Below are 24,177 nucleotides of genomic sequence, written 5' to 3' on the forward strand. Positions count from 1 at the left end.
GCCTCCCCGGACGACGTTTCCCCGGACAGTCCGTCGTTGCCTGCCATGCGTACCTCTGTTCCGCGGCGGTCGAACGCGTCCGTCCGACGAACAGATCAAAGCATCGACATGGCCCGTGTCTCCACACCGGACCGGCGCGGCCCCGGCGACCGCCGCCGCGGTGGCCCCGCCGTCAGGAGCCGAGAGCCCCGGTGAGCGCGTCGGTGAGGGTGGTCGTGGGGCGGCCGATCAGACGGCTCAGATCCGAGGAGTCGGTGAAGAGCTCACCGCGCTTGAGCCCGAGGTCCGAATCGGCGAGCACCTCGGCCAGTTCGGCGGGCAGCCCGGCGTCGAGCAGCGCGCCGCGGAACCGCTCGGCGGGGAGGTCGCCGTAGACCACCTCCCGGCCGGTGGCGGCGGACAGCGCGGTGGCCAGCTCCGCGAGGGAGAAGGCGGTGTCCCCGCCCAGTTCGTACACGGAGCCCGCATGCCCTCCGGCGGTCAGGACGGTGGCCGCGGCCGCCGCGTAGTCACGTCGCGACGCGGCGCTGACCCGCCCGGCACCGGCGCTGCCGGGCACGACTCCGGACCGCAGATAGAGCGGGATCTGGGAGGTGTAGTTCTCCAGGTACCAGCCGTTGCGCAGGACGACCCCGGGCACGCCGCTGTCGCGCAGATACCGCTCGGTCCTCGCATGGGCGCCGGCGAGGATCATGCTCGCGGTGTGCGCGTTGAGCGTGCTGGTGTAGGCGATCAGCTCGGCACCGGCCCGCGCGGCCGCGTCGATGGCGCGGGTGTGGTTGTCGAACCGCTCGCTGACGGTGGTCGTCGACACGAGCAGGACCTTCCGCGCCCCCTTGAACGCCTCGGTGAGGCCGGTGGGGTCGGTGAAGTCGGCCTGCCGCACCTGGACGCCGCGCTCGGCCAGATCGGCCAGCCGGTCGGTGCTCCGCCCGGTGGCGATGATGTCGTGTGCCGCCACTCCGCGGCGCAGCAGGTCCTCCACGACGAGACGGCCGAGCTGGCCGGTGGCTCCGGTAACGGCGATGGACATGTCTGTACTCCTGCTTCCGGTACGTGGTTCACCTGGTTCGAAAGGGGGGCTCGAACGCCCCGTCAGAAGTACAGCGGAGTGGCTCCCCATTGGGAAGTGACCACTTTTTGGTAGGGTTACTCTCTGATGGAGAGCAAGGCGACGGCGCCGGAGGAGATCACGGGCATGGCGAAAGCACCGCGCACCGACTGGGACCCGTACGCCGGCGGCTGTCCGTCCCGGGAGGTCCTGGACCGCATCGGCGACAAGTGGACCGTCCTCGTCCTCGGCGAACTCGCGGAATCCGGCTCCAAGCGGTACACGGCGCTGCGCCGGAAGCTGGACGGGGTGAGCGAGAAGATGCTCACGCAGACGCTGCGCGCCCTGGAACGGGACGGGCTGATCCGGCGGACCGTCCATCCGGAGATTCCGCCCCGGGTCGAGTACGAGCTCACCGCACTGGGCACCACGCTGCGCGAGCCGTTGGTGGCGCTGACGAACTGGTCGACGCGGCACATGGACGAGGTGCTGGAGGCGCGGGCCGCCTACGACCGGGAGAAGGACGCCGCCGCGGAAGGCTGACCAGAAGGACGCCGCCGCGGAAGGCTGACCGGGGGTCGGCCCCCGTCGGCCCCCGCTCGTTCTCACGCCGCGCTCACGTGTGCGGGAACGGCTCGGTCAGCGACGTGAGCACATGGTCGGCCTCGGCGGCACGCAGCTCCGCCGCGGAGTAGTGGCCGCTCGCGACCCCCACCGCCGTCGCGTTCGCCGCGTGCGCGGCCTCGATGTCACGGGGGGTGTCCCCGACCACGTAGACATCGGAGCGGCCCAGATCGTGCCCGTGCAGCCGGGCGGCCTTCGCCATCGCCAGGCGGGTGATCTCGGCCCGGTCCGGGGAGTCCGAGCCGTAGGCGCCGAACACGAAATAGCGGCCCAGGCCGCCCGGTTCCATCTTGATCCGGGCCGCGCCCTCCATCGCGCCGGAGATGAGCCCGAGGATGATCCCCGCGTCCGTGATCCGCCGCAGGGTGTCTTCGACGCCGTCCATGACGCGGTACCCCGCCGAGGCCCGGATGTCCTCCGCGAGATGCCACAGATACGCCGCGTACAGGCGGGCCATCTCATCGTGACTGGGTTCGCGGCCGAGCACGGCCCGGAATGTCTCCCGGCCGACCTGCGGGTCCGTCTCCCCGGCCGAGGTGTGTTTTCCGATATCGGCGGCCACGCCGTGCAACCGGTCGAAGGCCCAGGCCCAACTCCGGGCTCCCGAGCCTCCGGTGTGGACCAGGGTTTCGTCGATGTCGAAGAGCACCGCTATCGGTCCGGCCATCACACGTTCTCCTCCGGTTCCGCCTGCTTCCAGGGTGCGCGGTGGTTCCGGGGGCGGCCAGTTGCGGGGCCGCGGCGTTGGTGGTGCCGTTGAAATGACGGAGGCAGCACCCCCGATGGGCCGAGAAGGGGAGCGACCATGGACACCACCGACCGCACCGACCGCAGCCCCCTGAGCCTGCGAGCCGATCTGCTCGTGATCGGTTTCGGCAAGGGCGGCAAGACGGTGGCCGCCACGCTGGGCGGGCTCGGCAAGCGCGTGGTGCTGGTCGAGCGGTCGGCGCGGATGTACGGCGGCACCTGCCCGAACGTCGGCTGTGTGCCGACCAAGGCACTGGTCCACCACTCCCGCAAGCGCCGTCCGGAGGATGTGCCCCAGGAGTGGTACGAGCGCTCCGTCGGCGAGGTGCAGGCGCTGACGAAGCTGTTCCGCGGTGACAACTACGACGGGCTGAACGACATGGACACCGTCTCGGTGATCACCGGGACCGCCGCGTTCACCGATCCGCACACCGTGCGCGTCGAGACCGCCGACGGCCCCCTGACGATCACCGCGGAGACGATCCTCATCAACACCGGATCGGAGCCGATCGTCCTCGACATCCCCGGCCTGCGGACCAGCCAGTACACCGTCACCAGCACCGAACTGATCGACACCACCATCCTCCCGGAACGGCTGGCGATCATCGGCGGCGGCTACCTCGGCCTCGAATTCGCCTCCATCTACGGGCAGTTCGGCTCCGAGGTCACCGTGCTCGAGGCGGCCCCGAAGGTCTTCGGCCTGGTGGACGACGACGTTGCCGCCGTCGCCGAGAGCATCCTGGTGGAGGAGCGCATCGAGATCGTCACGGGGGCCGACGTCACGGAGGTCCGGGACGGCGAAACCCACGCGACCGTCGTCTACGAGACGGACGGCCAACAGCACACGCTGGAGGCCGACGCCGTCCTCGCCGCCACCGGCCGCGCACCGGCCACCCGCGATCTGGCGCTGGACGCCGCCGGTGTGCGCACCACCGAGCGCGGCGCGGTCGAGGTGGACGAGCATCTGCGCACCAGCCGGCCGCACATCTTCGCCCTCGGAGATGTCAACGGCGGGCCGCAGTTCACCTATGTCTCCCTCGATGACAGCCGTATCGTCCTCGACCAGCTCCTCGGCGAGGGCAAACGCTCCACCGACGACCGGGTCGCCATCCCGCACACCGTCTTCATCACCCCGCCGCTGGCCACCGTCGGGCTCACCGAGGAACAGGCCCGCGCGGCCGGACACCGGGTGAAGGTCGCGAGCCAGCCGGTCGCCGAGATCGTCGCCATGCCGCGTGCGTACATCGTCGAGGACACCCGTGGGGTGATGAAGTTCGTGCTCGACGCCGAGACCGACGAGATCCTGGGCGCCGCCCTGCTCAGCGTGGACGCGCAGGAACTCATCAACACCGTCGCGCTCGCCATGCGCCACGGCATCCGGGCGGCCGAGCTCCGCAACGCCGTCTACACCCACCCCACCTCCACCGAGGCCTTCAACGACGTCCTCGCGACGATCGTCCGATCCGACACCTAGCGACCTGGCGAGGCTCAACAGACATCCATCGAGCGCACGGAGGGCGGCGTCGCCATGACCGACCTGGACACGCTGTCGGTGAACACGATCCGCGGACTGTGCATGGACGCGATCCAGAGGGCGAATTCGGGGCACCCCGGAACGCCCATGGGGATGGCGCCCGTCGCGTACACACTGTGGCAGCGGTTTCTGCGCTTCGATCCCGCCGATCCCATCTGGCCGAACCGCGACCGCTTCGTGCTCTCCGAGGGCCATGCCTCCGCCCTGCTCTGGACGCTGCTGCATCTGACCGGCGTGCGCACGGTCGACCCCGAGTACGAGGTGCTGGGCCGTCCGGCGGTGACCCTCGACGATCTGAAGTCCTTCCGGCAACTCGACTCGCGCTGCCCCGGCCACCCCGAGTACCGGTGGACGAGCGGCGTCGAGACGACCACCGGCCCGCTCGGCCAGGGCGTCGCCACCTCCGTCGGCATGGCGATCGCCGGGCAGTGGCTGGCGGCGAGGTACAACCGCGACGACTTCACGCTCTTCGACTTCGATGTGTACGCGCTCGCCGGGGACGGCTGCATGATGGAGGGCGTCTCCTCCGAGGCGGCCTCGCTCGCCGGACATCTGCGGCTGTCCAATCTGTGCTGGATCTACGACTCCAACCGGGTCACCATCGAGGGCCACACCGACATCACCTTCACCGAGGACCTCGCCGCGCGCTTCCTGGCCTACGGCTGGAACGTGACCACCGTGGCCGACGCCAACGACCTGGGCCGGATCGGCCGCGCCTTCCACTCCTTCCGCGCCGAGGCCGCGCGCCCGACCCTGATCCTCGTCCACAGCCACATCGGGTACGGCTCGCCGGTCGAGGACTCACCGAAAGCACACGGGGCGCCGTTCGGGCCGGAGGGGGTCAAAGCCACCAAGCGCGCCCTCGGCCTGCCACCCGACGCCGACTTCCACATCCCCGACGGGGTGCCCGACTGGTTCGCCCGGGGCATCGGCGCGCGCGGTGGCCAGTTGCGCGGCCACTGGGAGAAGACGTTCGACGCCTACCGCGGCGCGTACCCCGAGCTCGCCGACGAGTTGGAGCGGATCCAGCGCCGTGAGCTGCCGGACGGCTGGGAGACCGCGCTGCCCACCTTCCCCGCCGACCCGAAGGGCCTGGCCAGTCGCGACTCCTCGGGGCAGGTGCTGAACGCGGTGGCCAAGGCGGTGCCCTGGGTGCTCGGCGGATCCGCCGACCTGGCGCCGTCGACCAAGACCCGCCTCACCTTCGGCGGCGCGGGCGACTTCCAGCCGTATGACCACGCCGGGCGCAATCTGCACTTCGGCGTCCGGGAACACGCGGCCGCGGCCGTCGCCAATGGAATGGCGCTGACGAAGCTCCGTCCGTACTGGTCCGGGTTCCTGATCTTCTCCGACTACGCCAAGGCGGCCATCCGCCTCTCGGCGCTGATGGAGATCCCCACCGTGCACATCTTCACCCACGACTCCATCGGGGTCGGCGAGGACGGCCCCACCCACCAGCCCGTCGAGCAGCTCGCGGGGCTGCGTGCCACGCCCGGCCTGCTGGTGTTCCGCCCCGCCGACGCGAACGAGGTCGCCGAAACGTGGCGGGTGGTCGCGGGTCTCCGCCGGGCGCCGGCCGCGCTGGTCCTCTCCCGCCAGCCCCTGCCCACCCTCGACCGCGCCCGGCTCGGGGCGGCCACCGGTGTCGCGTGGGGTGCCTACGTCCTGGCGGACGCGGACCGGGGCGAGCCCGAGGTGATCCTGCTCGCCACCGGCTCCGAGGTGGCACTGGCCCTGGCCGCGCACGAGGAGCTCATCGCCGAGGGCATCGCGTCCCGGGTGGTGAGCATGCCCTGCTGGGAGCTGTTCGACCGGCAGCCGCGCGAGTACCGCGACCAGGTGCTGCCGCCCGCGGTCACGCGCAGGGTCGCGGTGGAGGAGGCCTCCACGTTCGGCTGGGACCGGTACGTCGGCGCGGACGGGGCCGTCGTCGGAATGCACACCTTCGGCGCCTCCGCACCCCTCAAACAGCTGCTCACGAAGTTCGGATTCACCCCCGAGCGCGTCGCGCAGGTGGCGCGCGAGCTGGTGGCCCCGGGCTGAGCGGGCGATGACGCGACAGGAGAGCACATGGCTACCGACACCCCCATGCAGCTCGGCATGATCGGGCTCGGCCGGATGGGCGCGAACCTCGTGCGCCGGCTGATGCGCGACGGCCACCGCTGTGTGGTCTACGACGTCAGCGAAAGCGCCGTACAGGAAATGGCGGGCGAGGGCGCGGTCGCCGCCCGTTCGCTCGGCGACCTGGTGGCGAAGCTGGAGCGGCCACGGGCCGTGTGGCTGATGCTGCCCGCCGCCGTCGTACAGCCCACCCTCGACCAGCTCACCGAGCTCCTCGACCCGGACGACGCCATCATCGACGGTGGTAACTCCTACTACCGCGACGACATCACCCGCGCGGCACAGCTCGCCCCGCACCACCTCCACTACCTGGACTGCGGAACCTCCGGCGGGGTCTGGGGACTCGAGCGCGGCTACTGCCTGATGATCGGCGGTGAGGACGGGCCCGTCGCCCGGCTCGACCCCATCTTCCGCACCATCGCGCCCGGCACCGGCTCCGCCGAGCCGACACCGAGCAGACACGGCGACGGAACCGCGCCCGAGGGCTATCTCCACTGCGGGCCCAGCGGAGCCGGCCACTTCGTGAAGATGGTCCACAACGGGGTCGAGTACGGCATGATGGCCGCGATCGCCGAGGGGCTCAGCATCATCGACCACGCGGACGCCGGACTGCGCAAGCGCGCCGCCGACGCGGAGACCACCCCGCTGCGCGAGCCGGAGGCGTACCAGTACGAGATAGACGTCGGCGAGGTGGCCGAGGTGTGGCGCCGCGGCTCGGTCGTGGGCTCCTGGCTCGTCGACCTCACCGCCGACGCACTGGCCCGGTCACCGCAGCTGGACGAGTTCACCGGGCGCGTCTCGGACTCCGGCGAAGGGCGCTGGACGGTCCGGGCCGCGATCGACGAAGGCGTACCCGCCGCCGTGATCAGCACGGCGCTCACCGACCGCTTCCAGTCCCGGGGCCTCGGCGAGTTCGCCGACCGGGTGCTGTCCGCCATGCGCAGCGAGTTCGGCGGACACGCCGAGAAGCGGAGCGGGCGATGACGGCACCGGACGACCATGTGATCGTGCTCTTCGGCGCCACCGGCGACCTCGCCAAGCGCAAGCTCCTCCCCGGGCTGTTCCACCTCGCCGCCGCGGGACTCCTCCCCGACGGCTACCGCATCGTGGGCTCGGCCCCGACCCGGTCCGCCATGAGCGACGACGCGTTCCGCACCCTCGCCCATGACGCGGTCGCCACCTTCGGACGGTCCAAGCCGACCGGGCCGGGGTGGAAGTCCTTCCAGGAGTCGCTGTCCTTCGGCGCGGCCGACCCCCAGGACCCCGGGGCGCTGCTCGCGGCCGTACGGGCGGCGGAGGACTCCCTCGGCGGGCCGTCCCGCAGACTGTTCCACCTGGCCATTCCGCCCTCGGCGTTCGCGTCCACCATCGGCATGCTCGGCGACACGGGCCTGGCGGCGGAGAACGCGAAGGTGATCGTGGAGAAGCCCTTCGGCACCGATCTGGCGTCGGCGCGGGCGCTCAACGAGACGATCAACACCGTCTTCGACGAATCCCGCGTCTTCCGCATCGATCACTTCCTCGGCAAGGAGTCGGTGGACAACATCCTCGCCCTCCGGTTCGCCAACGGCATGTTCGAGCCCAACTGGAACCGGGACCACATCAGATATGTGCAGATCGATGTGCCCGAGACGCTCGGCCTGGAGGGCCGTGCCCACTTCTACGAGGGCACCGGAGCCTTCCGGGACATGATCGTCACCCATCTGATCCAGGTGCTCGGCATCGTGGCGATGGAACCACCGGTCTCGCTCGCCGCCGAGCCGTTGCGCGACGAGAAGGACAAGGTCTTCGAGGCGCTGCGCCCCATCCAGCCCGGGGATGTCGTGCGCGGCCAGTACGAGGGCTACCGCGACGAACCCGGTGTGGCCTCCGATTCGACGACCGAGACGTTCGCCGCGCTGCGGGTGGAGGTGGACAACTGGCGGTGGGCCGGGGTCCCGTTCCATCTGCGCTCCGGCAAGAACCTCGCACAGGGCCGCCAGGTGATCACCCTCGGACTGCGCGAGCCGCCCCTGCGGATGTTCCCCACCGATCCCACCGACCTCGTCGACCAGGAGCGGAACCGGGGCAACAAGATCGTGATCGACTTCGGGGACCCCGGGTGGATCGCCGCCCGCTTCCTCACCAAGGAGCCCGGCCCCGCCATGCGGCTCGAACCGGCCACGATGGCCTTCGGCTACGCCGGGTCGTTCTGCGAGGAGAACGGGCTCGAGGGGTACGAACGCCTCATCCTGGACGCCATGCTGGGCGACCAGTCGCTGTTCACCCGGGCAGGCGGCATCGAACACATCTGGGCCGCGTCGACCCCCCTCCTCGAAAACCCCCCGCCGGTCCAGCCCTACGCCCCCGGCTCCTGGGGCCCCGAACCGGCCGTCAGCGAACTGATCGTGCCCTACCCGTGGCATCTGCCGGACGCCGCCGAGATCCTGCCCGGGACGTTCGGAACGCCCGGAACGTCCGGGACACCCGGGGCCGGCACATGACCGAGTCTCGCGGTCAGATGCCGGAGACGGCCACCCCCCGCTCGGTGAGGGCCGTGTGCACGGGAACGGGCCGCCCGTAGTACGCCTCCCACGCCATGCCGTGGGGCAACGCGGCGGTCGCCAGGGACGGCAGGCCGAGCAGCGGGCTCCCGGATCAGGATGAGTTTCCCGATGGCCTTGCGTATCCTGACCGGCTTGCCCGTCGCCAGCAGCTCGCGGAGTTCGCCCAGTCGGTTGTCCGAGATCATGGCACGGGACCTTATAGGCCGGGCCTGACAGCGGTACGGAATTGCGAGCGGCCACTGTCCCGGGTGGGTCAGCCGGGTGCCGAAGAGCCCGTTGGCACGGCGGAGTCTCCGGTCAGGTGGCCAGGTCCAGCCATTCCCCGACGGCCAGTATCTGTGCGCGCCGTCCGGCGTGTGTGCGGAACTCGTTCTCCGGGTCGGAGACCTCGACGTAGCCCGCGATCTTGTCCGGCTGCTCCGTGTCGTAGTGCATCGGTACCGCGTACCGGGCGTCGAGGATCTCCGCGGCCGCGGCGGCCTGCCTGGGGTCCATCGCGGCGGGCAGCGGGCTGGGCGGCTGCAGGTGGGGTGCGTCGACCACCGCGCCGTTGGCGGGCAGGAACGCCGCGTCGAACGGGCTGAACCGGCGCGCGATGAGCCACCAGGCGCCGTGGAACATCGTGTCGCCGCCGTGGAAGACCCGCTGCCCCTCGGCCTGCACCACCCAGTTCAGCTGTGGGTCGCCCAGCCCGTCGACGGAGGGGACCGCGGTGACGTGGAACGGTCCGATTTCGTGGCTGGACCAGGTATCCACGACCTCGGTGGCCAGCCGGTGCAGGGTCAGCTCGCGCTCGGCCGGCAGGGTTATCACGTTGTCCACGTCGTCGCCGTGACCGGGCGCCGGTCGCAGCACCGGCGCCCGGGGTGTCAGCGCGTTCGCGAGCGCGGACGCGTCGGTGTGGTCCCGGTGCAGGTGGGTGACCAGTGCGGCGGTGGCCTTCCCGCTCGGCGTCGCCAGTCCCTCGCCGGGCTTCCATCCCGTGAACAGCGGTGTGAGGTCCTGTACGTAGTCGATCACCAGCCTCTTGCCGGCCGCCTCGATCTCCAGTCCGGCCCAGCCCAGTCGTCGCACCCGCATCTCGCACTCCTTCGTTTCGGTGGTCGGTCGCCATGGAATTTAGCGTACGGTCGTTCGTTAAATCAATAGCGAACGCACGTACGCTATGCTTGTCGCATGTCACCACGACGCTCAGCGGCCGAAGCGCGGGCCACCAGGGGCCGGATCCTCGGCCGTGCCGCTGAGATCGCCTCCGAGGAAGGGCTGGACGGCATCACCATCGGCCGGCTCGCCGAGGAGCTGGAGATGAGCAAGTCCGGGGTGCACAAGCACTTCGGCACCAAGGAGACGCTGCAGATCTCCACGCTGGACAAGGCGTTCGTGGACTTCTGGCACCGGGTGGTCGAGCCCGCGCTGGCCGAGCCGCCGGGCCTGCGGCGGCTGCGCGTGGTGTGCGCCAACTCCGTGGGCTACCTGGAGGCGCCACTGCTGCCCGGCGGCTGCCTGATGACCGCGGCGCTCAGCGAGTACGACGGCCGCCCCGGCCGGGTTCGCGACGCGGTGGCCGAGGTGTGGTCGCGCTGGCGGGAACAACTGCGGGCGGACCTGGCCGCGGCGGTGGAGGGCGGTGAGCTGCCCGCCGGGTTCGACATCGACCAGGCGCTGTTCGAGATCCTCGCCGCCGGACTGGCCCTGAACGCGGCCATGCAGCTCCAGCACGACCGGGCGGCCGCGGACCGGGCCCGCCGCGCGATCGAACGGGCCCTGGACCAGTCCTGACCGCACGCGGGGCCGGGCACGCCACGCGAGAGTACGGCCGCCATCGCGCCGGGCCCGTCCGATCGCGAGCGGCCGACCGCGGGGCTACGGTGAGAAGGGGTTTCGCTGACATCCGGAGGGGCTCGCCGGACGCCCGGAGGGGGCTCGCCGACATCCGGAGCGACATTGTGCGTGCCATCGTGATCGAGAAGTTCGGCGGACCGGAAGGCCTCGTCCATACGGAGCTGCCGGAGCCCGAGCCCAAGGCCGGACACGTCGTCATCGACATCAAGGCGTTCGGCCTCAACCACGCCGAGATGCATATGCGCAGGGGCGAGTGGGCCGAGGCCGCGAAGGTCAGCGGTATCGAGTGCGTCGGCCTGGTGAAGGCGTGCCCCGGCGGTGAGTTCCCCGTCGGTACGAAGGTCGCCGCGCTGATGGGCGGCCTCGGACGCACCATCAACGGCAGCTACGCCGAGTACACCCGGGCGCCCGCGTCGAACGTCGCCACCATCGCATCCGATCTGCCGTGGGCCGAGCTGGCCGTCGTCCCGGAAACCTACGCGACCGCCTGGACCTGCCTGTTCCGCAATCTGGAGATCGCCCCCGGTGAAACCCTGGTCATCCGGGGCGCCACCTCGGCCTTCGGCCAGGCCGCCAGCAACCTCGCGGTGAACGCCGGAGCACACGTCATCGGCACCTCCCGCAACCGTGAGCGATTCGCCCTGCTGGAACAACTCGGCGTGGGGCGAACCGAGTTGGAGGGCCCTGACCTCTCCGGGCGTCGCGGTGGCGGACACACTCGCCCGGCCGGCCTCCGGGGGTGCCGCACACCGCTGGCGCGGCTCCCGTGCCCACCGGCCGGAACACGTGGTCCGCTACGCCGCGATGACGGCCGCCGTCGTGCGACCGCCGTCGACGTCCAGCACGATGCCGTGGACGAACGCGGCCTCGTCGCCCGCGAGATAGACCGCCGCGTGCGCGATGGCCTCCGGACTGCCGACGCCCCCGGCCGGGGTGCCGTTCATCATGGCCTCGCCCGGGTGCGCCGCGCCGGGTACGGGCGTGTGGACCACTCCCGGAGAGATCGCGTTCACCCGCACACCGCGCGGGCCGAACTCGGCGGCCCAGGCCCGCGTCAGGGTCTCCATCGCGCCCTTGCTGGAGCTGTAGAGCGCGCCCATCGGAATGCCCAGCCGGGCGATCCACGACCCCAGGTTGACGATCGCCCCGCCACCGGCCTCGGCCATCGCCGGAGCGACCGCGGCGGTCAGGAAGAACGGCGCCTTCACATTCACCGCGTAGACCTGGTCGAAGGACTTCTCGTCGGTGTCCGCGGTGCTGTCACCGGGGTAGATCCCGGCGTTGTTGACCAGGACGTCGATGCCTCCACCCAGAACGGAGCCCGCCTCCTCGGCCAGGGCGCGGGAGGCCTCCGCGGTTCCGTCCAGATCCGCCTGTACGAAGTCGGCCCGGCCGCCCCTCGCGCGGATGGCGTCGACCACCTCCGTACCCCGCTCGGCGCTGCGGCCGGACACCACCACATGTGCGCCCTCGGCGGCGAACCGTTCCGCGATCGCCCGCCCGATGTTGCTGGTGGCACCGGTCACCAGAGCCCTCTTGTCCTGCAGCCGTCCACTCATCACGCACTCCCGCACGCTCGTTCACCGCACCATGGATGCCCCGCGATTCCGCCGGGGCCATGCCACTGTGCGAAGAAAAAAATGGACTTGCAAGTCCAGTATCCGGGGTCGCTCGGGCCGCCGCGGTGCGCTCATCCGTGGCCGCTCAGGCCGCCGCGGCGCGCCGCAGATCCCCGATTCCCTGATCGAGCGCGGCCCGCAGATGGTCGGCTCGGCCGGTCGACTGGAGAATCAGCACACCGCCCTGGATGCCCGCCAGCAGGGCGGCCGCGCGGTGCTCGACATCCAGCTCGGCGGGCAGCTGCCCGGCCGTCTGCAGGGCCCGGATGCCGGTGGCCAGGCTCTCCTGCCACTGCCGCATCAACGTCACCACGACATCCCGGGCGCCCGGGGTGGAGCGGCCCAGATGGAGGACCAGCGAGCCCAGCGGGCACTCCTCGCCCTGCTCCGCGTAGCGCTTGACCACCTGATCGCGCCACCGCTGCCACGCCTCCCAGGAGTCCAGGCAGCCCAGATACGGCTGCTGGTCCTCGATGACCTGGTCGGCCTCGTGGTGCGCGACCGCCAGCAGCAGCTCGTCCTTCCCCTCGGGGAAGTAGTGGAACAACTGGCTCTTGCTGGTGCGGGTGCGCGCCATGACGTCGTCGAGCGTGGCCACCGACACGTCCTTCTCGCGCAGCACCGCGGCCGCGCCCTCGATGATCCGGTTCCGGGTGGCCTTCCCCTTCGCCGTCAGCTCCTTGTGCATGGCGCCCCTCTGGACTGGACTGACTGGTCCAGTCTAGCCGGGGGTATCGGCCGAGGCCGTCAGCCGGGGTCGTCGGCCGGCTCGGTGGCTTCCTGCCGCAGGGCATGCGCCACCGCGTTCGCCGACGCCGCGGCGGGGCCCGGCGCGTGCACGAGGCTGACGCGTCGCCACTCCTCCGCCACGCCCTCGACGGCGACGATACGCACCCCGGGCGGGACGGCGGGAAGCAGCGCCGGCGGGGCCGTGGTGATACCCGCCCCGGCCGCCACCAGGTGCAGCTTCGTCAGCCAGTCGCGGACGGTGTGGCGCACCCGGGGCCGTCCCGGCAGCCCCGGCCAGACGCCGAGCAGTGGCTCCTCCGCGGCGGCCGGGCCGGCGATCCACGGCTCGCCCGCGATCTCCTCGGCCGTGACGCTGTCGCGTCCGGCGAACCTGCCGCTCGCCGCCACCGCCACGGCCAGCCGGGTCTCGAACAGCGGCTCCACGCGCAGCGGCGGGGCGTCGGTGTCGGGGGAGCGGTGAGGTGGCCTGGAGGTCAGCAGGGCGATATCGAGGGTGCCGGTGCGCAACGCCCGCACCAGCGACGGGGTGGTGCCCTCCCGTGTGCTCACCCGGATCCGGGGGTGCTCCCGGCGCAGGGTGGCCAGGGCACGGGACACGATCACCGCTCCGGCGGTGGGGAAGAAGCCGAGCCGGACCGGGACGTCCTCCGCCTCGTCCCCGCGCAACTCCCGGTCGGCCGCGTCGAGCGCGTCCAGTGCGACCACGGCGTGCCGCAGCAGGGCACGCCCCTCGGCGGTCAGCCGCACACCGCCGGGGTGGCGGTCGAAGAGCCGGGCACCGGCCGCCTGCTCCAGCGCGGCCACCTGCCGGGAGACGGCCGACTGGGTGTACCCGAGCGCCTCCGCCGCGGCGGTGATCGTGCCCCGCTCCGCCACCTCGCGCAGTACCCGCAGCCCGACCAGGGTCATGTCCATGAGCGCACGTCCATGCGCACGCAGCATACCGGCCATGCGAGACATTCGTTGGCGGAATGTCGTGGGCGTTCCTAGCGTGGTGAACACACACCACAGCGGAACGGAAACGACACACCATGCCTCTGGTCAACATCTACCTGCGCGAGGGCACCACCCCGGAGTACCGCCGGAATGTCTCGCTGGGCATCCACCGGTCCATGGTGGACGTCCTGAAGGTGCCGCAGGACGATCAGTTCCACCTCATCCACGAGCTCAAGCCCGAGAACGTGCAGACGCAGCCGGTGTTCTTCGGCATCCGCCGCGGCGACCGCACGATGTTCATCCAGCTCTTCTTCAACGACCGCGACCCCGAGCAGAAGGCGGAGCTGTTCGCGGCCATCCGCGGGAATCTCCGGCTGTACGCGGACGTCCCCGAGGAGGACATCCTCCTGTGCGCGGTCGAGACGAACAGCGAGAACTGGTGGGCGGCCGGGCGGACCGTCAACCCCCGGACGGGCTACGACGAGCGCATGGACATCGATTGACCATCGATGGACATCGTTCGGGGCGCGCCTCATCCGTGGTCGGCCAGCGCCGCGTTGAGCTGGACGACGTTCACCCGCCGCTCGCCCAGGAAGCCGAGGACACGGTCCTGGACATGGGCGGTGACCAGCGCGCGCACGATTGCCGGCCGCAGACCGCGCGCCGTGGCCACCCGGTTCACCTGCTGGTAGGCGTACGCCGCGGAGATGTGCGGATCCAGGCCGGAGCCGGAGGCGGTGACCGCGTCCGCGGGGACGTCCCCGGGGGCGACACCGTCGAACCGCGCGACCGCGGCACGCCGCGCCTCGACCGTCCGCACCAGGACCGGGTTGTTGGGGCCGAGGTTGGAGGCGCCGGAGGCCAGCGGGTCGTATCCGCCGGCGGACGGGCGGGGCTGGAACCACGCGGGATCGGGTCGGGGCGCCCGGCCGGAGCCCCCGGGGCGTTCCCCGGGCAGGGCGAAGTTCTGGCCGAGGAGGGTGGAGCCCATAACCGTACCGTGCCGGGTGATCCGTGAGCCGTTGGCCTGGTACGGGAAGGCGCCCTGGGCCACGCCGGTGACGGCCAGAGGATAGAGGACGCCGGTGACGAGGGTGAACACGACCAGGATCCGCAGGGCGGTCAGGTGGTTGCGGACCACGGGGGGAAGCGGCTTGGTCATGGTGGCGCCTTCTGCCAGACCGTCCTGGCGGGTCGTCGGTCAGCGCAGTCCGGGGACGAACTGGACGACCAGATCGATGAGTTTGATGCCGAGGAAGGGCAGTACGAGCCCGCCGAGGCCGTAGACCCGGATGTTGCGGCCGAGCAGGTCCGCCGCCGAGGAGGGCCGGTAGCGGACACCGCGCAGGGCGAGCGGGATCAGCGCGACGATGATGAGCGCGTTGAAGATGATCGCGGAGGCGATGGCCGAGGTCGGGCTGTGCAGCCGCATGACATTGAGCTTCTCCAGGCCCGGATGGACCACGGCGAACATCGCGGGGATGATGGCGAAGTACTTCGCCACGTCGTTGGCGATGGAGAACGTGGTCAGCGCGCCACGCGTGATGAGCAGCTGTTTGCCGATCTCCACGATCTCGATCAGCTTGGTGGGGTTGGAGTCCAGGTCCACCATGTTCCCGGCCTCCTTGGCGGCCGAGGTGCCGGTGTTCATGGCGACGCCGACGTCCGCCTGGGCCAGCGCGGGGGCGTCGTTGGTGCCGTCGCCGGTCATCGCCACCAGCTTGCCGCCCGCCTGCTCGCGCCGGATGAGCGCCATCTTGTCCTCGGGCGCGGCCTCCGCCAGGAAGTCGTCCACCCCGGCCTCGTCCGCGATGGCCCGCGCGGTCAGCGGATTGTCGCCGGTGATCATGATCGTGCGGATGCCCATCCGCCGCAGCTCCTCGAACCGCTCCCGCATGCCGTGCTTGACCACGTCCTTGAGGTGGATGACCCCGAGCACCCGGGCGGCCGCGCCGGTGTGTTCGGCGACCACCAGCGGGGTGCCGCCCTCCTGGGAGATCCGGTCCACGACCGCCTGGACATCGGCACCGGACCGTCCCCCGTGTCCGGCCACCCACTCGGCGACGGCCGAGGCGGCGCCCTTGCGCACCTGACGGCCGCCGATGTCCACCCCGCTCATCCGGGTCCGGGCGGTGAAGGGCACGAACCGGGCCCCGCCCAGCTCGCCCTCGTCCCGCGCCCGCAGCCCGTACGTCTCCTTCGCCAGGACCACCACCGAACGGCCCTCCGGCGTCTCATCGGCGAGCGACGACAACTGGGCGGCGTCCGCGAGCTCTTCGACCGCGGTGCCGCCCACGGGCAGGAACTCGGCGGCCTGGCGGTTGCCGAAGGTGATGGTGCCGGTCTTGTCCAGCAGCAGGGTGTTGACGTCCCCGGCGGCCTCGACGGCGCGGCCGGACAGGGCGAGGACATTGCGCTGGACGAGGCGGTCCATACCGGCGATGCCGATCGCGGACAGCAGCGCGCCGATGGTGGTGGGGATGAGCGCGACCACCAGTGCGACGAGGACCACGATGGACTGCTCGGCCCGAGCGTAGATCGCGAACGGCTGAAGGGTGACCACGGCGAGCAGGAAGATGACGGTGAGCGAGGCGAGCAGGATGTTCAGCGCGATCTCGTTCGGCGTCTTCTGCCGTGCCGCGCCCTCCACCAGCGCGATCATCCGGTCGATGAACGTTTCCCCCGGCCTGGAGGTGATCTTCACGACGATCCGGTCCGACAGCACCTTCGTACCGCCGGTGACCGCCGAGCGGTCGCCGCCGGACTCGCGGATGACCGGCGCCGACTCGCCGGTGATCGCCGACTCGTCGACCGAGGCCACGCCCTCGACCACATCCCCGTCCCCCGGGATGACCTGCCCCGCCTCGACCACCACCCGGTCGCCCAGCCGCAGTTCGGCGGCGGGCACCTCCTCCTCCGCCACCTCCGCCGCCCGAGGCCGCCAGTCCACGAGCCGGCGGGCGACCGTGGCCGTCTTCGTCCGCCGCAGCGTCTCCGCCTGGGCCTTGCCCCGCCCCTCGGCGACGGCCTCCGAGAGGGTGGCGAAGAGCACGGTCAGCCAGAGCCAGACGGTGATGACCCAGGCGAAGACACTGGGGCCGCGGCAGGCGAACGCGGTGGTGAGGAGCGCGCCGACCTCCACCACGAACATCACCGGGTTTCTGACCATGCCCCGCGGATCCAGCTTCCTGGCGGCGTCGGGGAGGGAGGCGATCAGCTGCCGGGGGTCGAGCAGACCGCCGGAGACGGTACGGGACGGTGCGGTGCCGGGAGCGGTGCCGGGACGGGACGGTGCGGACATCACTGGAGCCCTTCCGCGAGCGGTCCCAGCGAGAGAGCGGGGAAGTAGGTGAGGCCGACGACGATGAGGACCACGGCGGTGAGCAGACCGACGAACTGCGGCCGGTGGGTGGGCAGGGTCCCGGCCGTGACCGGCACCGGGGCCTGCCCGGCGAGCGACCCGGCCAGCGCCAGGACGAACACCATCGGCAGGAACCGCCCGAAGAGCATGGCCAGGCCGAGCACGGTGTTGTACCAGGCGGTGTCGACGGAGAGCCCGGCGAAGGCGGAGCCGTTGTTGTTGCCCGCCGAGGTGAAGGCGTACAGCACCTCGGAGAAGCCGTGCGGCCCGGGATTGAGCATCCCGGCGCGTTCCCCCGGCCGCGCCATCGCGAGACCCGCGCCGGCCAGCACCACCGCCGGGGTGGTCAGGATGTACAGGGAGGCGAACTTCATCTCCCGCCCGCGCAGCTTCTTGCCCAGGTACTCGGGGGTGCGCCCGACCATCAACCCGGCCACGAAGACCGCGATGACCGCGAGGACGAGCATGCCGTAGAGGCCGGAACCGGTGCCGCCGGGCGCGATTTCGCCCAGCATCATGTTGAAGATCGTCATCCCGCCGCCGAACGGCGAGTACGAGTCATGGGCGGAGTCGATCGCGCCGGTGGAGGTGAGGGTGGTGGCGGCGGCGAAGAGGGCCGAGGCCCAGACGCCGAGCCGCTGCTCCTTGCCCTCCGCCATGCCGCCCGCCGCGTGGCCCGCCCGGCTGCTGACGCCGTGCAGTTCGTTGACGGTGACGATGGCGACCGAGGCGGCCCAGATCAGCGCCATGACCGCCACGATCGCGTACCCCTGCCGGTGGTCGCCGGCCATCCGGCCGAAGGTGCGCGGCAGCGCGAAGGCGATCGCCAGCAGCAGATAGATCTCCAGCCAGTTGGTGAAGGCGTTGGGGTTCTCGAAGGGATGGCTGGAGTTGGCGTTGTAGAAGCCGCCGCCGTTGGTGCCCAGCTCCTTGATGACCTCCTGGGAGGCCACCGGGCCTCCGATGACGCTCTGGTGGCCCCCGGCGATGGTCGGGACCGTCTCCACCCCGTGGAAGTTCTGGATCACACCGCCCGCCACCAGCACGATCGCGAAGACGAACGCGAGCGGGAGGAGGACCCGCAGCACGATCCGCGTCAGATCCACCCAGAAGTTGCCGACCCGGTCGGTCCCGGTGCGGGTGAAGCCGCGGATCAGGGCCGCGACGACGGCGATGCCCACCGCCGCCGAGACGAAGTTCTGCACCGCGAGCCCGGCCATCTGCACCAGATGGCCCAGGGTCGACTCGCCGGAGTACGACTGCCAGTTGGTGTTGGTGACGAAGGAGGCGGCCGTGTTGAAGGACTGGTCCGCGGGCATCGGCGGTCTGCCGAGCGACAGCGGCAGGCAGCTCTGCAGCCGCAGGAATCCGTACAGGAAGAGCACCGACACCGCGGAGAACGCGAGCACCCCGCGCAGATAGGCGCTCCACCGCTGATCGGCGTCCCCGTCCACCCCCGCCAGCCGGTAGACCAGCCGCTCGGCGCGCAGATGCCGGGGCGTGGTGAGGACGTGGGCGATCGCGTCGCCCAGCGGCCGGTAGGTCAGGGCCAGTGCCGCCACCAGCGCCACGATCTGGAGCCAGCCCGCGAGGGTGCCGCTCACTAGAACTTCTCCGGGAAGATCAGGGCCAGCACCAGATAGCCGAGCAGGGCGGCGGCCACGATCAGCCCGACGAGGTTGTCGGCGCTCACAGCCGCTCGGCGCCTCTCGCGACGGCGCCGATGACGGCGAACACGGCGACGGTCAGGACGATGAACACCACATCTGACATACGGACACCACCCCGGCGGCTCGGGTCGTAAGGGCCGTGACCGTTCACCACCTCGGCCACCGACGACCCTTGTTAGCGCGACCCCGGCGCCCCGCCCGAGACGTCGGCGGTGTCCGCGCGCAAATCAGGCCGATGGAGTGAACGGGCGGTGCCCAGGGGCGCCCCGGGGACCGGGGGCGGAGTCCACCTCGGGCAGGTCCTCGGGCAGGTCGACGCCCGGGTCCTGACGCTCTCCTGACGTCGGCCGCGCGGGTCCGTCAGCGCCGCGTCAATGCCCGAGCGTGGGGCGTAAGAGCGGCGACAAGACCCATGGATCGCCCCTCCGCGCCGTGCGAGGTTGGGATCTCGCGGCGGAGAGGGCCGCGGAACGGCCACTCAGTGGTGAGTGGGGTATCAGCGCGATGACCAGCACCGTCGCCGCTGAAATCCGCGACCCGGCGCGTTCACGGTGCCCGGCACCGTACCTGAGTGCGCGTCGGTCCCTGTGGGAACACCGCCTTCCGCCCTCCCCGCTCTCTCCGCCGCGCACCGGCCCTCCTGGGCCGGACCACCGGACACCTCGGGGAGGGGCGGCGATCGCGCCGCCCCTCCCCGGGGCCTCGGGCCCCGTGCCCCTCCCGTCGCTACAGACCGACGTCCCGGCGACGGATGTCGTCCAGCGACTCACGCCGGATCAGCAGCCGCGCCCTGCCGTCGGCCACGGCGACCACCGGCGGGCGGCCGACCAGGTTGTAGCCGGACGCCATGGACAGGTGGTACGCGCCCGCCACCGGCACCGCGAGCAGATCCCCGGGGCGGATGTCGCCCGGCAGCTCCGTCTCGCCCGCCAGGACGTCCCCGGCCTCGCAGTGGCGTCCGGCCACGGTGGCGGGGGCGAGCGGCGCCGCGCCGGCGCGGCCCACGAGCCGGGGCGCGTAGCGCACTCCGTACAGCGCCGGGCGGGGGTTGTCGCTCATCCCGCCGTCCACGGCCACGAAGGTGCGGTGTCCGGTGCGCTTGACGGCCAGGACCCGGTACAGCGCGACCCCGGCCGGTCCGACGACGGCGCGGCCCGGTTCGATGATCAGCCGTGGTACGGGCAGTCCGGCCGCCGCGCAGCTGTCGGCCAGTTCGGCGCGCAGCCGGGGCCCGAGCGCGGCGATGTCGAGGGCGGGCTCGCCGGGGCGGTAGGCGATGCCGTGCCCACCGCCCAGATCCAGCTCGGGGAGGGTGACCCCGTGCTGGTCCCGGACCCTGGCCAGCAGCCCGACCATGCGCCGTACCGCCGCCAGATAGGGCTTGGCGGAGGTGATCTGGGAGCCCAGGTGGCAGTGCGGGCCCGCCAGTTCCAGGCGTGGCTGGTCGAGGATCCGGGCGATGGCGTGGTGTGCCGAGCCGTCGGTGAGCGACAGGCCGAACTTCTGGTCGTCGGTGCCGGTACGGACCTTGGCGTGGCCGCCCGCGGCGATGCCCGGCGCGACCCGGACCATGACCTTCTGGCGGCTGCCCTCGGGCACGGCGACGGCCAGCCGGGCGATCTCCGAGGGGCTGTCGATGACGATGCGCCCGACCCCGAGGCGCAGGGCGGCCTGGAGGTCGTACGGGCTCTTGGCGTTGCCGTGCAGCACGATGTGCTCGGGCGGGAAACCGGTGGTGACCGCGAGCTCCAGCTCCCCGGCCGAGCACACGTCCAGGCCCAGGCCCTCCTCCTCCGCCCAGTGCGCCATCGCGCGGCACAGGAACGCCTTGGCGGCGTAGAGGACGGCGGCCCCCGGGAACGCCTCGCGGTAGGCGCGGCAGCGGGCCCGCACCTCGGCCTCGTCGAGGAGGTACACCGGGGTGCCGAAGCGGTCCGCGAGCTCGGTGAGCGGCACTCCGCCGACGGCCAGGTCGCCGTCGGCGAGCGGGACGGCCGAGGCGGGCCAGACGGACAGCGCGGCGTCGCGGGGCGGGGTGCGGGGTGCGGGGTGTGCGGTGCCCGGGACCAGTGGCGTGACCATGGCGTCCTCCCTCAGCCGAGCCATGCGCTGAGGACCCCGACGAGGGCCGCGGCCCCCGCCACCCGCAAGGCGCCGACGGCCTGCGGGCCCCATGCGGGCGTGGTGTCGTGGCGGCGCGGTGGCGCCGGTGGTGCGACCGCGAGCGTGGTGTCCTGGTGGCGCTTCGGGGCCGGTCGTGCGACCGCGAGCGCGGTGTCTCGGCGGCGCTCCGGCGCCTGTGGTGCGATGTCGCGGACCGCGAGGCGTGGATCCACGGTGAGCGAGGTGGCGCCGAGCGGCTCGGCGAGGGCGCGCAGCGCCGGTTCGCCGAGCCGGATCCACGGCTGCCGGGCGCCGAGCACCGCGGTCAGCCGCCGCCGGGTGGAGAAGCCGACGGCGGTGCGGCCGCCGTGGGGCGTACGGAAGACGCGCAGGGCGGAGCCGGCGGGTCCCGGCCGGACGGGGACGTACAGGACGCGTCCGGCCGGGACGGGTTCGTCGGGCTCGGGGTCGTCTCCGTACAGACGGTCGTTCATGACGTGCCTCCAGGGGCGAGGGGATGGCCCCGGACCCGACAGCGGACCGGGGCCGGAACAGGACGCTAATTCCCGCGCCCCGCGGTGGGTCCCCGTCCCTGACGGGACGCTGACGCGAGGACGGGCAGTCTTGACGCGACGCTGGCGCGACGCCCCGGGCGCACTATGGCCGGGGCGCACCATGGAAGGACGCCCCGGGCGCACCATGGAAGGACGAGGGCTGTGGCCGCGGCAGGGTGCACAGGAGGCCGTCGATGGCACGCGGACGGTTGCGGATCCATCTCGGGGCGGCGCCCGGGGTCGGGAAGACCTACGCCATGCTGCAGGAGGGCCAGCGGCTGCGCGCGCAGGGCGCCGACGTGGTGATCGGCCTGGTCGAACCCCATGGGCGGCGGCTGACCGCGGCCCTGGCCGAGGGGCTGGAGACCGTCCCCCGGCGCACCCTGGTCCACCGGGGAGCGGCCTTCACCGAGATGGACCTGGACGCGGTGCTGGCCCGCCACCCCCAGGTGGCCCTGGTCGACGAGCTGGCCCACACCAACGTCCCCGGATCCCGCAACACCAAGCGCTGGCAGGACGTCGAGGAACTCCTCGGCGCCGGGACCGATGTGGTCACCACCCTCAACATCCAGCACCTGGAGTCGCTGAACGACGTCGTACGGCAGATCACCGGCGTCGTCCAGCACGAGACGCTGCCCGATGAGGTGGCGCGCCGCGCCGACCAGATCGAGCTGGTCGACCTGTTGCCGGAGACGCTGCGCCGCCGTCTGGTGCACGGCGACGTCTACCCACCGGATCGCGTCGAGGGCGCCCTGACCCACTACTTCCGGCTGGGCAACCTCACCGCGCTGCGCGAACTCGCCCTGCTGTGGCTCGCCGACCGGGTCGAGGAGGGGCTGCAGCGCTACCGCGCCGAGCACGGCATCACGGCCCCCTGGGAGACCCGGGAGCGCATCATGGTCGGCCTGACCGGCGGCCCCGAGGGCGAGACGCTGATCCGCCGCGCGGCCCGGATCACCGCCCGGACACCGGGCAGCGAACTGCTGGCCCTGCATGTGGTCCCCGGCGACGGGCTCGCCCAGCCGACCCCGGGCGCGCTGGCCGGGCAGCGGGCCCTGGTGGAGTCGCTGGGCGGCAGCTACCACCAGACCACGGGCGAGGACGTCCCCGAGGCGCTGCTGCGGTTCGCCGAGGCCGAGAACGTCACCCAGATCGTGTTGGGCGCCAGCCGCCGCGGGCGGTTCTCGCCGCTGCTGCGGGCCGGTGTGGGACAGCGGACGATCCACGGATCCGGCCCCATCGACGTCCACATCGTCACCCACGAGCAGGCCGCCGGGGCCGCCTCGCCCCGGCTGCCGCGGCCACAGCGGGGCACCGGACCGGCGCGGCGGTGGTCCGCGACGGCCGGAGCCGCGGTGCTGCTGCCCCTCCTCACGCTGGTGCTGATCGCGGTGCGCGACCGGGTCGGTCTGCCCGGCGCCCTGATGAGCTATCTGCTCGCCGTCGTCCTGGCCGCCCTCGTCGGCGGTGTGTACCCCGCGCTGGCCACGGCGGTCGTGGCGGGGCTGCTCGCCGACTACTACTTCACCCCGCCGCTGCACTCCCTGAAGGTCACCCGCCCGGTCGACATCGTGGCGCTGGTCGTCTTCCTGACCGCCGCATGGCTGGTCGGGGCCGCCGCGGGCGCGGCCGCCCGCCGTACCGGACAGGCGCTGCGCGCCACGTCCGAGGCGCGGGCCCTGAGCCGGCTCGCGGCCGCCATGGCGCGCGGCCAAGATCTGCCCGCCCTGCTGGAGCAGGTGCGGGAGTACTTCTCCCTGACCTCGCTCAGCCTGCTCCAGCGCGCACCGGGCCAGGCCGCCGAGCCCCGCTGGTACGTCGTCGCCAGCACCGGTGAGCGACCGCCCGAGCGGCCCTGCGAGGGCGAGGTGGCGGCCCCCATCGCCGACGACCTCACACTGGCCGCCCGCGGCCACGCCCTCAGCGGGGGCGACCAGCGCGTCTTCGTCGCCTGCGGCACGCAGATCGGCATCGCGCACACCCAGGGCCGGCTCACCCGGCACGCCGCCGAGACCGACACCCTCGCCGCCGCCGAGCGCACCCGCGCCTCACTGCTCCTGACCGCGAGCCACGATCTGCGGGCGCCGCTGCGCGCGGCCGAGGAGGCGCTCGTACCGCTGCACCCCACCTCGGCCGGGGAGATCCGGCGGGTGGCCACCGCCCGGTCGGCGGTGCGGCGCGCCACCCAGCTCCTCACCGACCTGGACGACCTCGGCCGGTTGCACGCCGGGGCGCTGGACCTCTACCTCCGCCCGGTCGACCTGGACGAGGCGCTGACGGCCGCGCTGGACGACCTCGGGACCGGCGGCCACACCCTCGTCCTGCGGCTTCCGGAGCAACCGCCGTACGTCCTCGCCGACGCCGCGCTCCTCACCCGCGTCCTCACCGCGCTCGCGGCCGACGCCCTGCGCCACAGCCCGCCCGACGCGCCACCCACCCTCACGGCCGAGGCCCGGCGGGGCCGGCTGAGGATCCGCATCACGGACGGCACCGCCCCCGGGGCGGCCCGCGCCCCCGCCCGGACCGACACTCTGCCCCTGCGGCTGTCCCGCGACCTCGGCGAGGCGATGGGCGGCACCCTGGAGCACACCAGGACCGGCGGCGCCTTCTCCGTGACGCTCACCCTGCCCACCGCCGCGCACCGCGTGGCGTCGTCACGGGCCGGGCGGGGACGCGGCAACTCCGGGCCGCCGCTTTGGTGATCCGCGCACCACGCGCC

21 protein-coding genes and 1 pseudogene are annotated in these 24,177 nt (G+C 72.2%); 9 read left to right on the plus strand and 13 right to left on the minus strand.

Annotation, left to right across the window (positions count from 1 at the left end):
* Positions 1-172: 172 nt before the first annotated feature.
* Complete coding sequence (locus JK364_RS29535) at positions 173-1,033, minus strand: SDR family oxidoreductase (protein WP_201854381.1); 861 nt, start codon at positions 1,031-1,033, stop codon at positions 173-175.
* Positions 1,034-1,198: 165 nt separating this feature from the next.
* Here JK364_RS29535 and JK364_RS29540 point away from each other — a divergent pair, with 165 nt between their 5' ends.
* Positions 1,199-1,594, plus strand: a complete 396-nt coding sequence (locus JK364_RS29540) for a winged helix-turn-helix transcriptional regulator (RefSeq protein ID WP_230992677.1) — start codon at positions 1,199-1,201, stop codon at positions 1,592-1,594.
* Between the two features lie 73 nt (positions 1,595-1,667).
* On the opposite strand, the gene JK364_RS29545 is transcribed toward JK364_RS29540, so the two are convergent.
* Complete coding sequence (locus JK364_RS29545) at positions 1,668-2,342, minus strand: HAD family hydrolase (protein ID WP_201854383.1); 675 nt, start codon at positions 2,340-2,342, stop codon at positions 1,668-1,670.
* A 138-nt stretch (positions 2,343-2,480) separates the two neighbouring features.
* Here JK364_RS29545 and JK364_RS29550 point away from each other — a divergent pair, with 138 nt between their 5' ends.
* The 4 genes from JK364_RS29550 to zwf are packed head-to-tail and all read left to right on the plus strand — an operon-like array spanning position 2,481 to position 8,560.
* Positions 2,481-3,896 (plus strand): FAD-dependent oxidoreductase, encoded by a 1,416-nt coding sequence (locus JK364_RS29550; RefSeq protein ID WP_201854384.1) that lies wholly within the window; start codon positions 2,481-2,483, stop codon positions 3,894-3,896.
* 54 nt (positions 3,897-3,950) lie between these two features.
* Positions 3,951-5,999 (plus strand): transketolase, encoded by a 2,049-nt coding sequence (gene tkt / locus JK364_RS29555; protein WP_201854385.1) that lies wholly within the window; start codon positions 3,951-3,953, stop codon positions 5,997-5,999.
* 27 nt (positions 6,000-6,026) lie between these two features.
* On the plus strand, positions 6,027-7,061 hold the full coding sequence (gene gnd, locus JK364_RS29560) for a phosphogluconate dehydrogenase (NAD(+)-dependent, decarboxylating) (RefSeq protein WP_230992678.1): 1,035 nt from the start codon (positions 6,027-6,029) through the stop codon (positions 7,059-7,061).
* The gene (gene zwf / locus JK364_RS29565) at positions 7,058-8,560 is read left to right on the plus strand and encodes a glucose-6-phosphate dehydrogenase (RefSeq protein ID WP_201854386.1); all 1,503 of its coding nucleotides are present in this window, start codon (positions 7,058-7,060) and stop codon (positions 8,558-8,560) included. Before gnd ends, zwf begins: the two co-directional genes overlap by 4 nt.
* A 360-nt stretch (positions 8,561-8,920) precedes the next feature.
* Here the strand turns inward: zwf and JK364_RS29570 are convergent, their stop codons facing one another.
* Entirely contained in the window at positions 8,921-9,703 is a 783-nt protein-coding gene (locus tag JK364_RS29570) for an MBL fold metallo-hydrolase (protein ID WP_201854387.1), read from the minus strand.
* Between the two features lie 96 nt (positions 9,704-9,799).
* Between JK364_RS29570 and JK364_RS29575 the strand changes: the two genes are divergently transcribed.
* The gene (locus JK364_RS29575; protein WP_201854388.1) at positions 9,800-10,402 is read left to right on the plus strand and encodes a TetR/AcrR family transcriptional regulator; all 603 of its coding nucleotides are present in this window, start codon (positions 9,800-9,802) and stop codon (positions 10,400-10,402) included.
* A gap of 179 nt (positions 10,403-10,581) precedes the next feature.
* A pseudogene (locus JK364_RS58145) lies at positions 10,582-10,884 on the plus strand (alcohol dehydrogenase catalytic domain-containing protein); the annotation flags it as partial.
* Positions 10,885-11,259: 375 nt separating this feature from the next.
* Here JK364_RS58145 and JK364_RS29580 read toward each other — a convergent pair.
* The 3 genes from JK364_RS29580 to JK364_RS29590 form a co-directional block, all read right to left on the minus strand.
* Positions 11,260-12,024 (minus strand): SDR family NAD(P)-dependent oxidoreductase, encoded by a 765-nt coding sequence (locus JK364_RS29580; protein WP_201854389.1) that lies wholly within the window; start codon positions 12,022-12,024, stop codon positions 11,260-11,262.
* A 145-nt stretch (positions 12,025-12,169) separates the two neighbouring features.
* On the minus strand, positions 12,170-12,772 hold the full coding sequence (locus tag JK364_RS29585) for a TetR/AcrR family transcriptional regulator (RefSeq protein WP_201854390.1): 603 nt from the start codon (positions 12,770-12,772) through the stop codon (positions 12,170-12,172).
* A gap of 59 nt (positions 12,773-12,831) precedes the next feature.
* The gene (locus tag JK364_RS29590; RefSeq protein ID WP_201854391.1) at positions 12,832-13,749 is read right to left on the minus strand and encodes a LysR family transcriptional regulator; all 918 of its coding nucleotides are present in this window, start codon (positions 13,747-13,749) and stop codon (positions 12,832-12,834) included.
* Positions 13,750-13,865: 116 nt separating this feature from the next.
* Here JK364_RS29590 and JK364_RS29595 point away from each other — a divergent pair, with 116 nt between their 5' ends.
* Entirely contained in the window at positions 13,866-14,273 is a 408-nt protein-coding gene (locus JK364_RS29595; RefSeq protein ID WP_201854392.1) for a tautomerase family protein, read from the plus strand.
* Between the two features lie 29 nt (positions 14,274-14,302).
* On the opposite strand, the gene kdpC is transcribed toward JK364_RS29595, so the two are convergent.
* The 7 genes from kdpC to JK364_RS29630 form a co-directional block, all read right to left on the minus strand.
* On the minus strand, positions 14,303-14,932 hold the full coding sequence (gene kdpC / locus JK364_RS29600; RefSeq protein WP_201854394.1) for a potassium-transporting ATPase subunit KdpC: 630 nt from the start codon (positions 14,930-14,932) through the stop codon (positions 14,303-14,305).
* A 39-nt stretch (positions 14,933-14,971) separates the two neighbouring features.
* Complete coding sequence (kdpB, locus tag JK364_RS29605) at positions 14,972-17,071, minus strand: potassium-transporting ATPase subunit KdpB (protein ID WP_201854396.1); 2,100 nt, start codon at positions 17,069-17,071, stop codon at positions 14,972-14,974.
* Complete coding sequence (kdpA, locus tag JK364_RS29610; protein WP_201854398.1) at positions 17,071-18,735, minus strand: potassium-transporting ATPase subunit KdpA; 1,665 nt, start codon at positions 18,733-18,735, stop codon at positions 17,071-17,073. Before kdpA ends, kdpB begins: the two co-directional genes overlap by 1 nt.
* Positions 18,735-18,824 carry a K(+)-transporting ATPase subunit F gene (kdpF, locus tag JK364_RS29615; RefSeq protein ID WP_201854399.1) on the minus strand — a complete coding sequence of 30 codons (90 nt, stop codon included), beginning with the start codon at positions 18,822-18,824 and terminating at the stop codon, positions 18,735-18,737. The genes kdpA and kdpF overlap by 1 nt, the downstream gene beginning before the upstream one ends.
* A complete protein-coding gene (locus tag JK364_RS29620; protein ID WP_201854400.1) occupies positions 18,821-18,964 on the minus strand; it encodes a hypothetical protein in 144 nt (47 codons plus the stop codon). The genes kdpF and JK364_RS29620 overlap by 4 nt, the downstream gene beginning before the upstream one ends.
* A 563-nt stretch (positions 18,965-19,527) precedes the next feature.
* The gene (gene lysA, locus JK364_RS29625) at positions 19,528-20,883 is read right to left on the minus strand and encodes a diaminopimelate decarboxylase (RefSeq protein WP_201854402.1); all 1,356 of its coding nucleotides are present in this window, start codon (positions 20,881-20,883) and stop codon (positions 19,528-19,530) included.
* An 11-nt stretch (positions 20,884-20,894) separates the two neighbouring features.
* A complete protein-coding gene (locus tag JK364_RS29630) occupies positions 20,895-21,398 on the minus strand; it encodes an SAV_915 family protein (RefSeq protein WP_201854403.1) in 504 nt (167 codons plus the stop codon).
* A 254-nt stretch (positions 21,399-21,652) separates the two neighbouring features.
* On the opposite strand from JK364_RS29630, the gene JK364_RS29635 reads away from it, so the two are divergent.
* Entirely contained in the window at positions 21,653-24,160 is a 2,508-nt protein-coding gene (locus JK364_RS29635) for a DUF4118 domain-containing protein (RefSeq protein ID WP_201854405.1), read from the plus strand.
* Positions 24,161-24,177: the final 17 nt, after the last annotated feature.

Source organism: Streptomyces endocoffeicus (assembly GCF_016741935.1).
In the GTDB taxonomy this organism is placed as follows: domain Bacteria; phylum Actinomycetota; class Actinomycetes; order Streptomycetales; family Streptomycetaceae; genus Streptomyces; species Streptomyces endocoffeicus.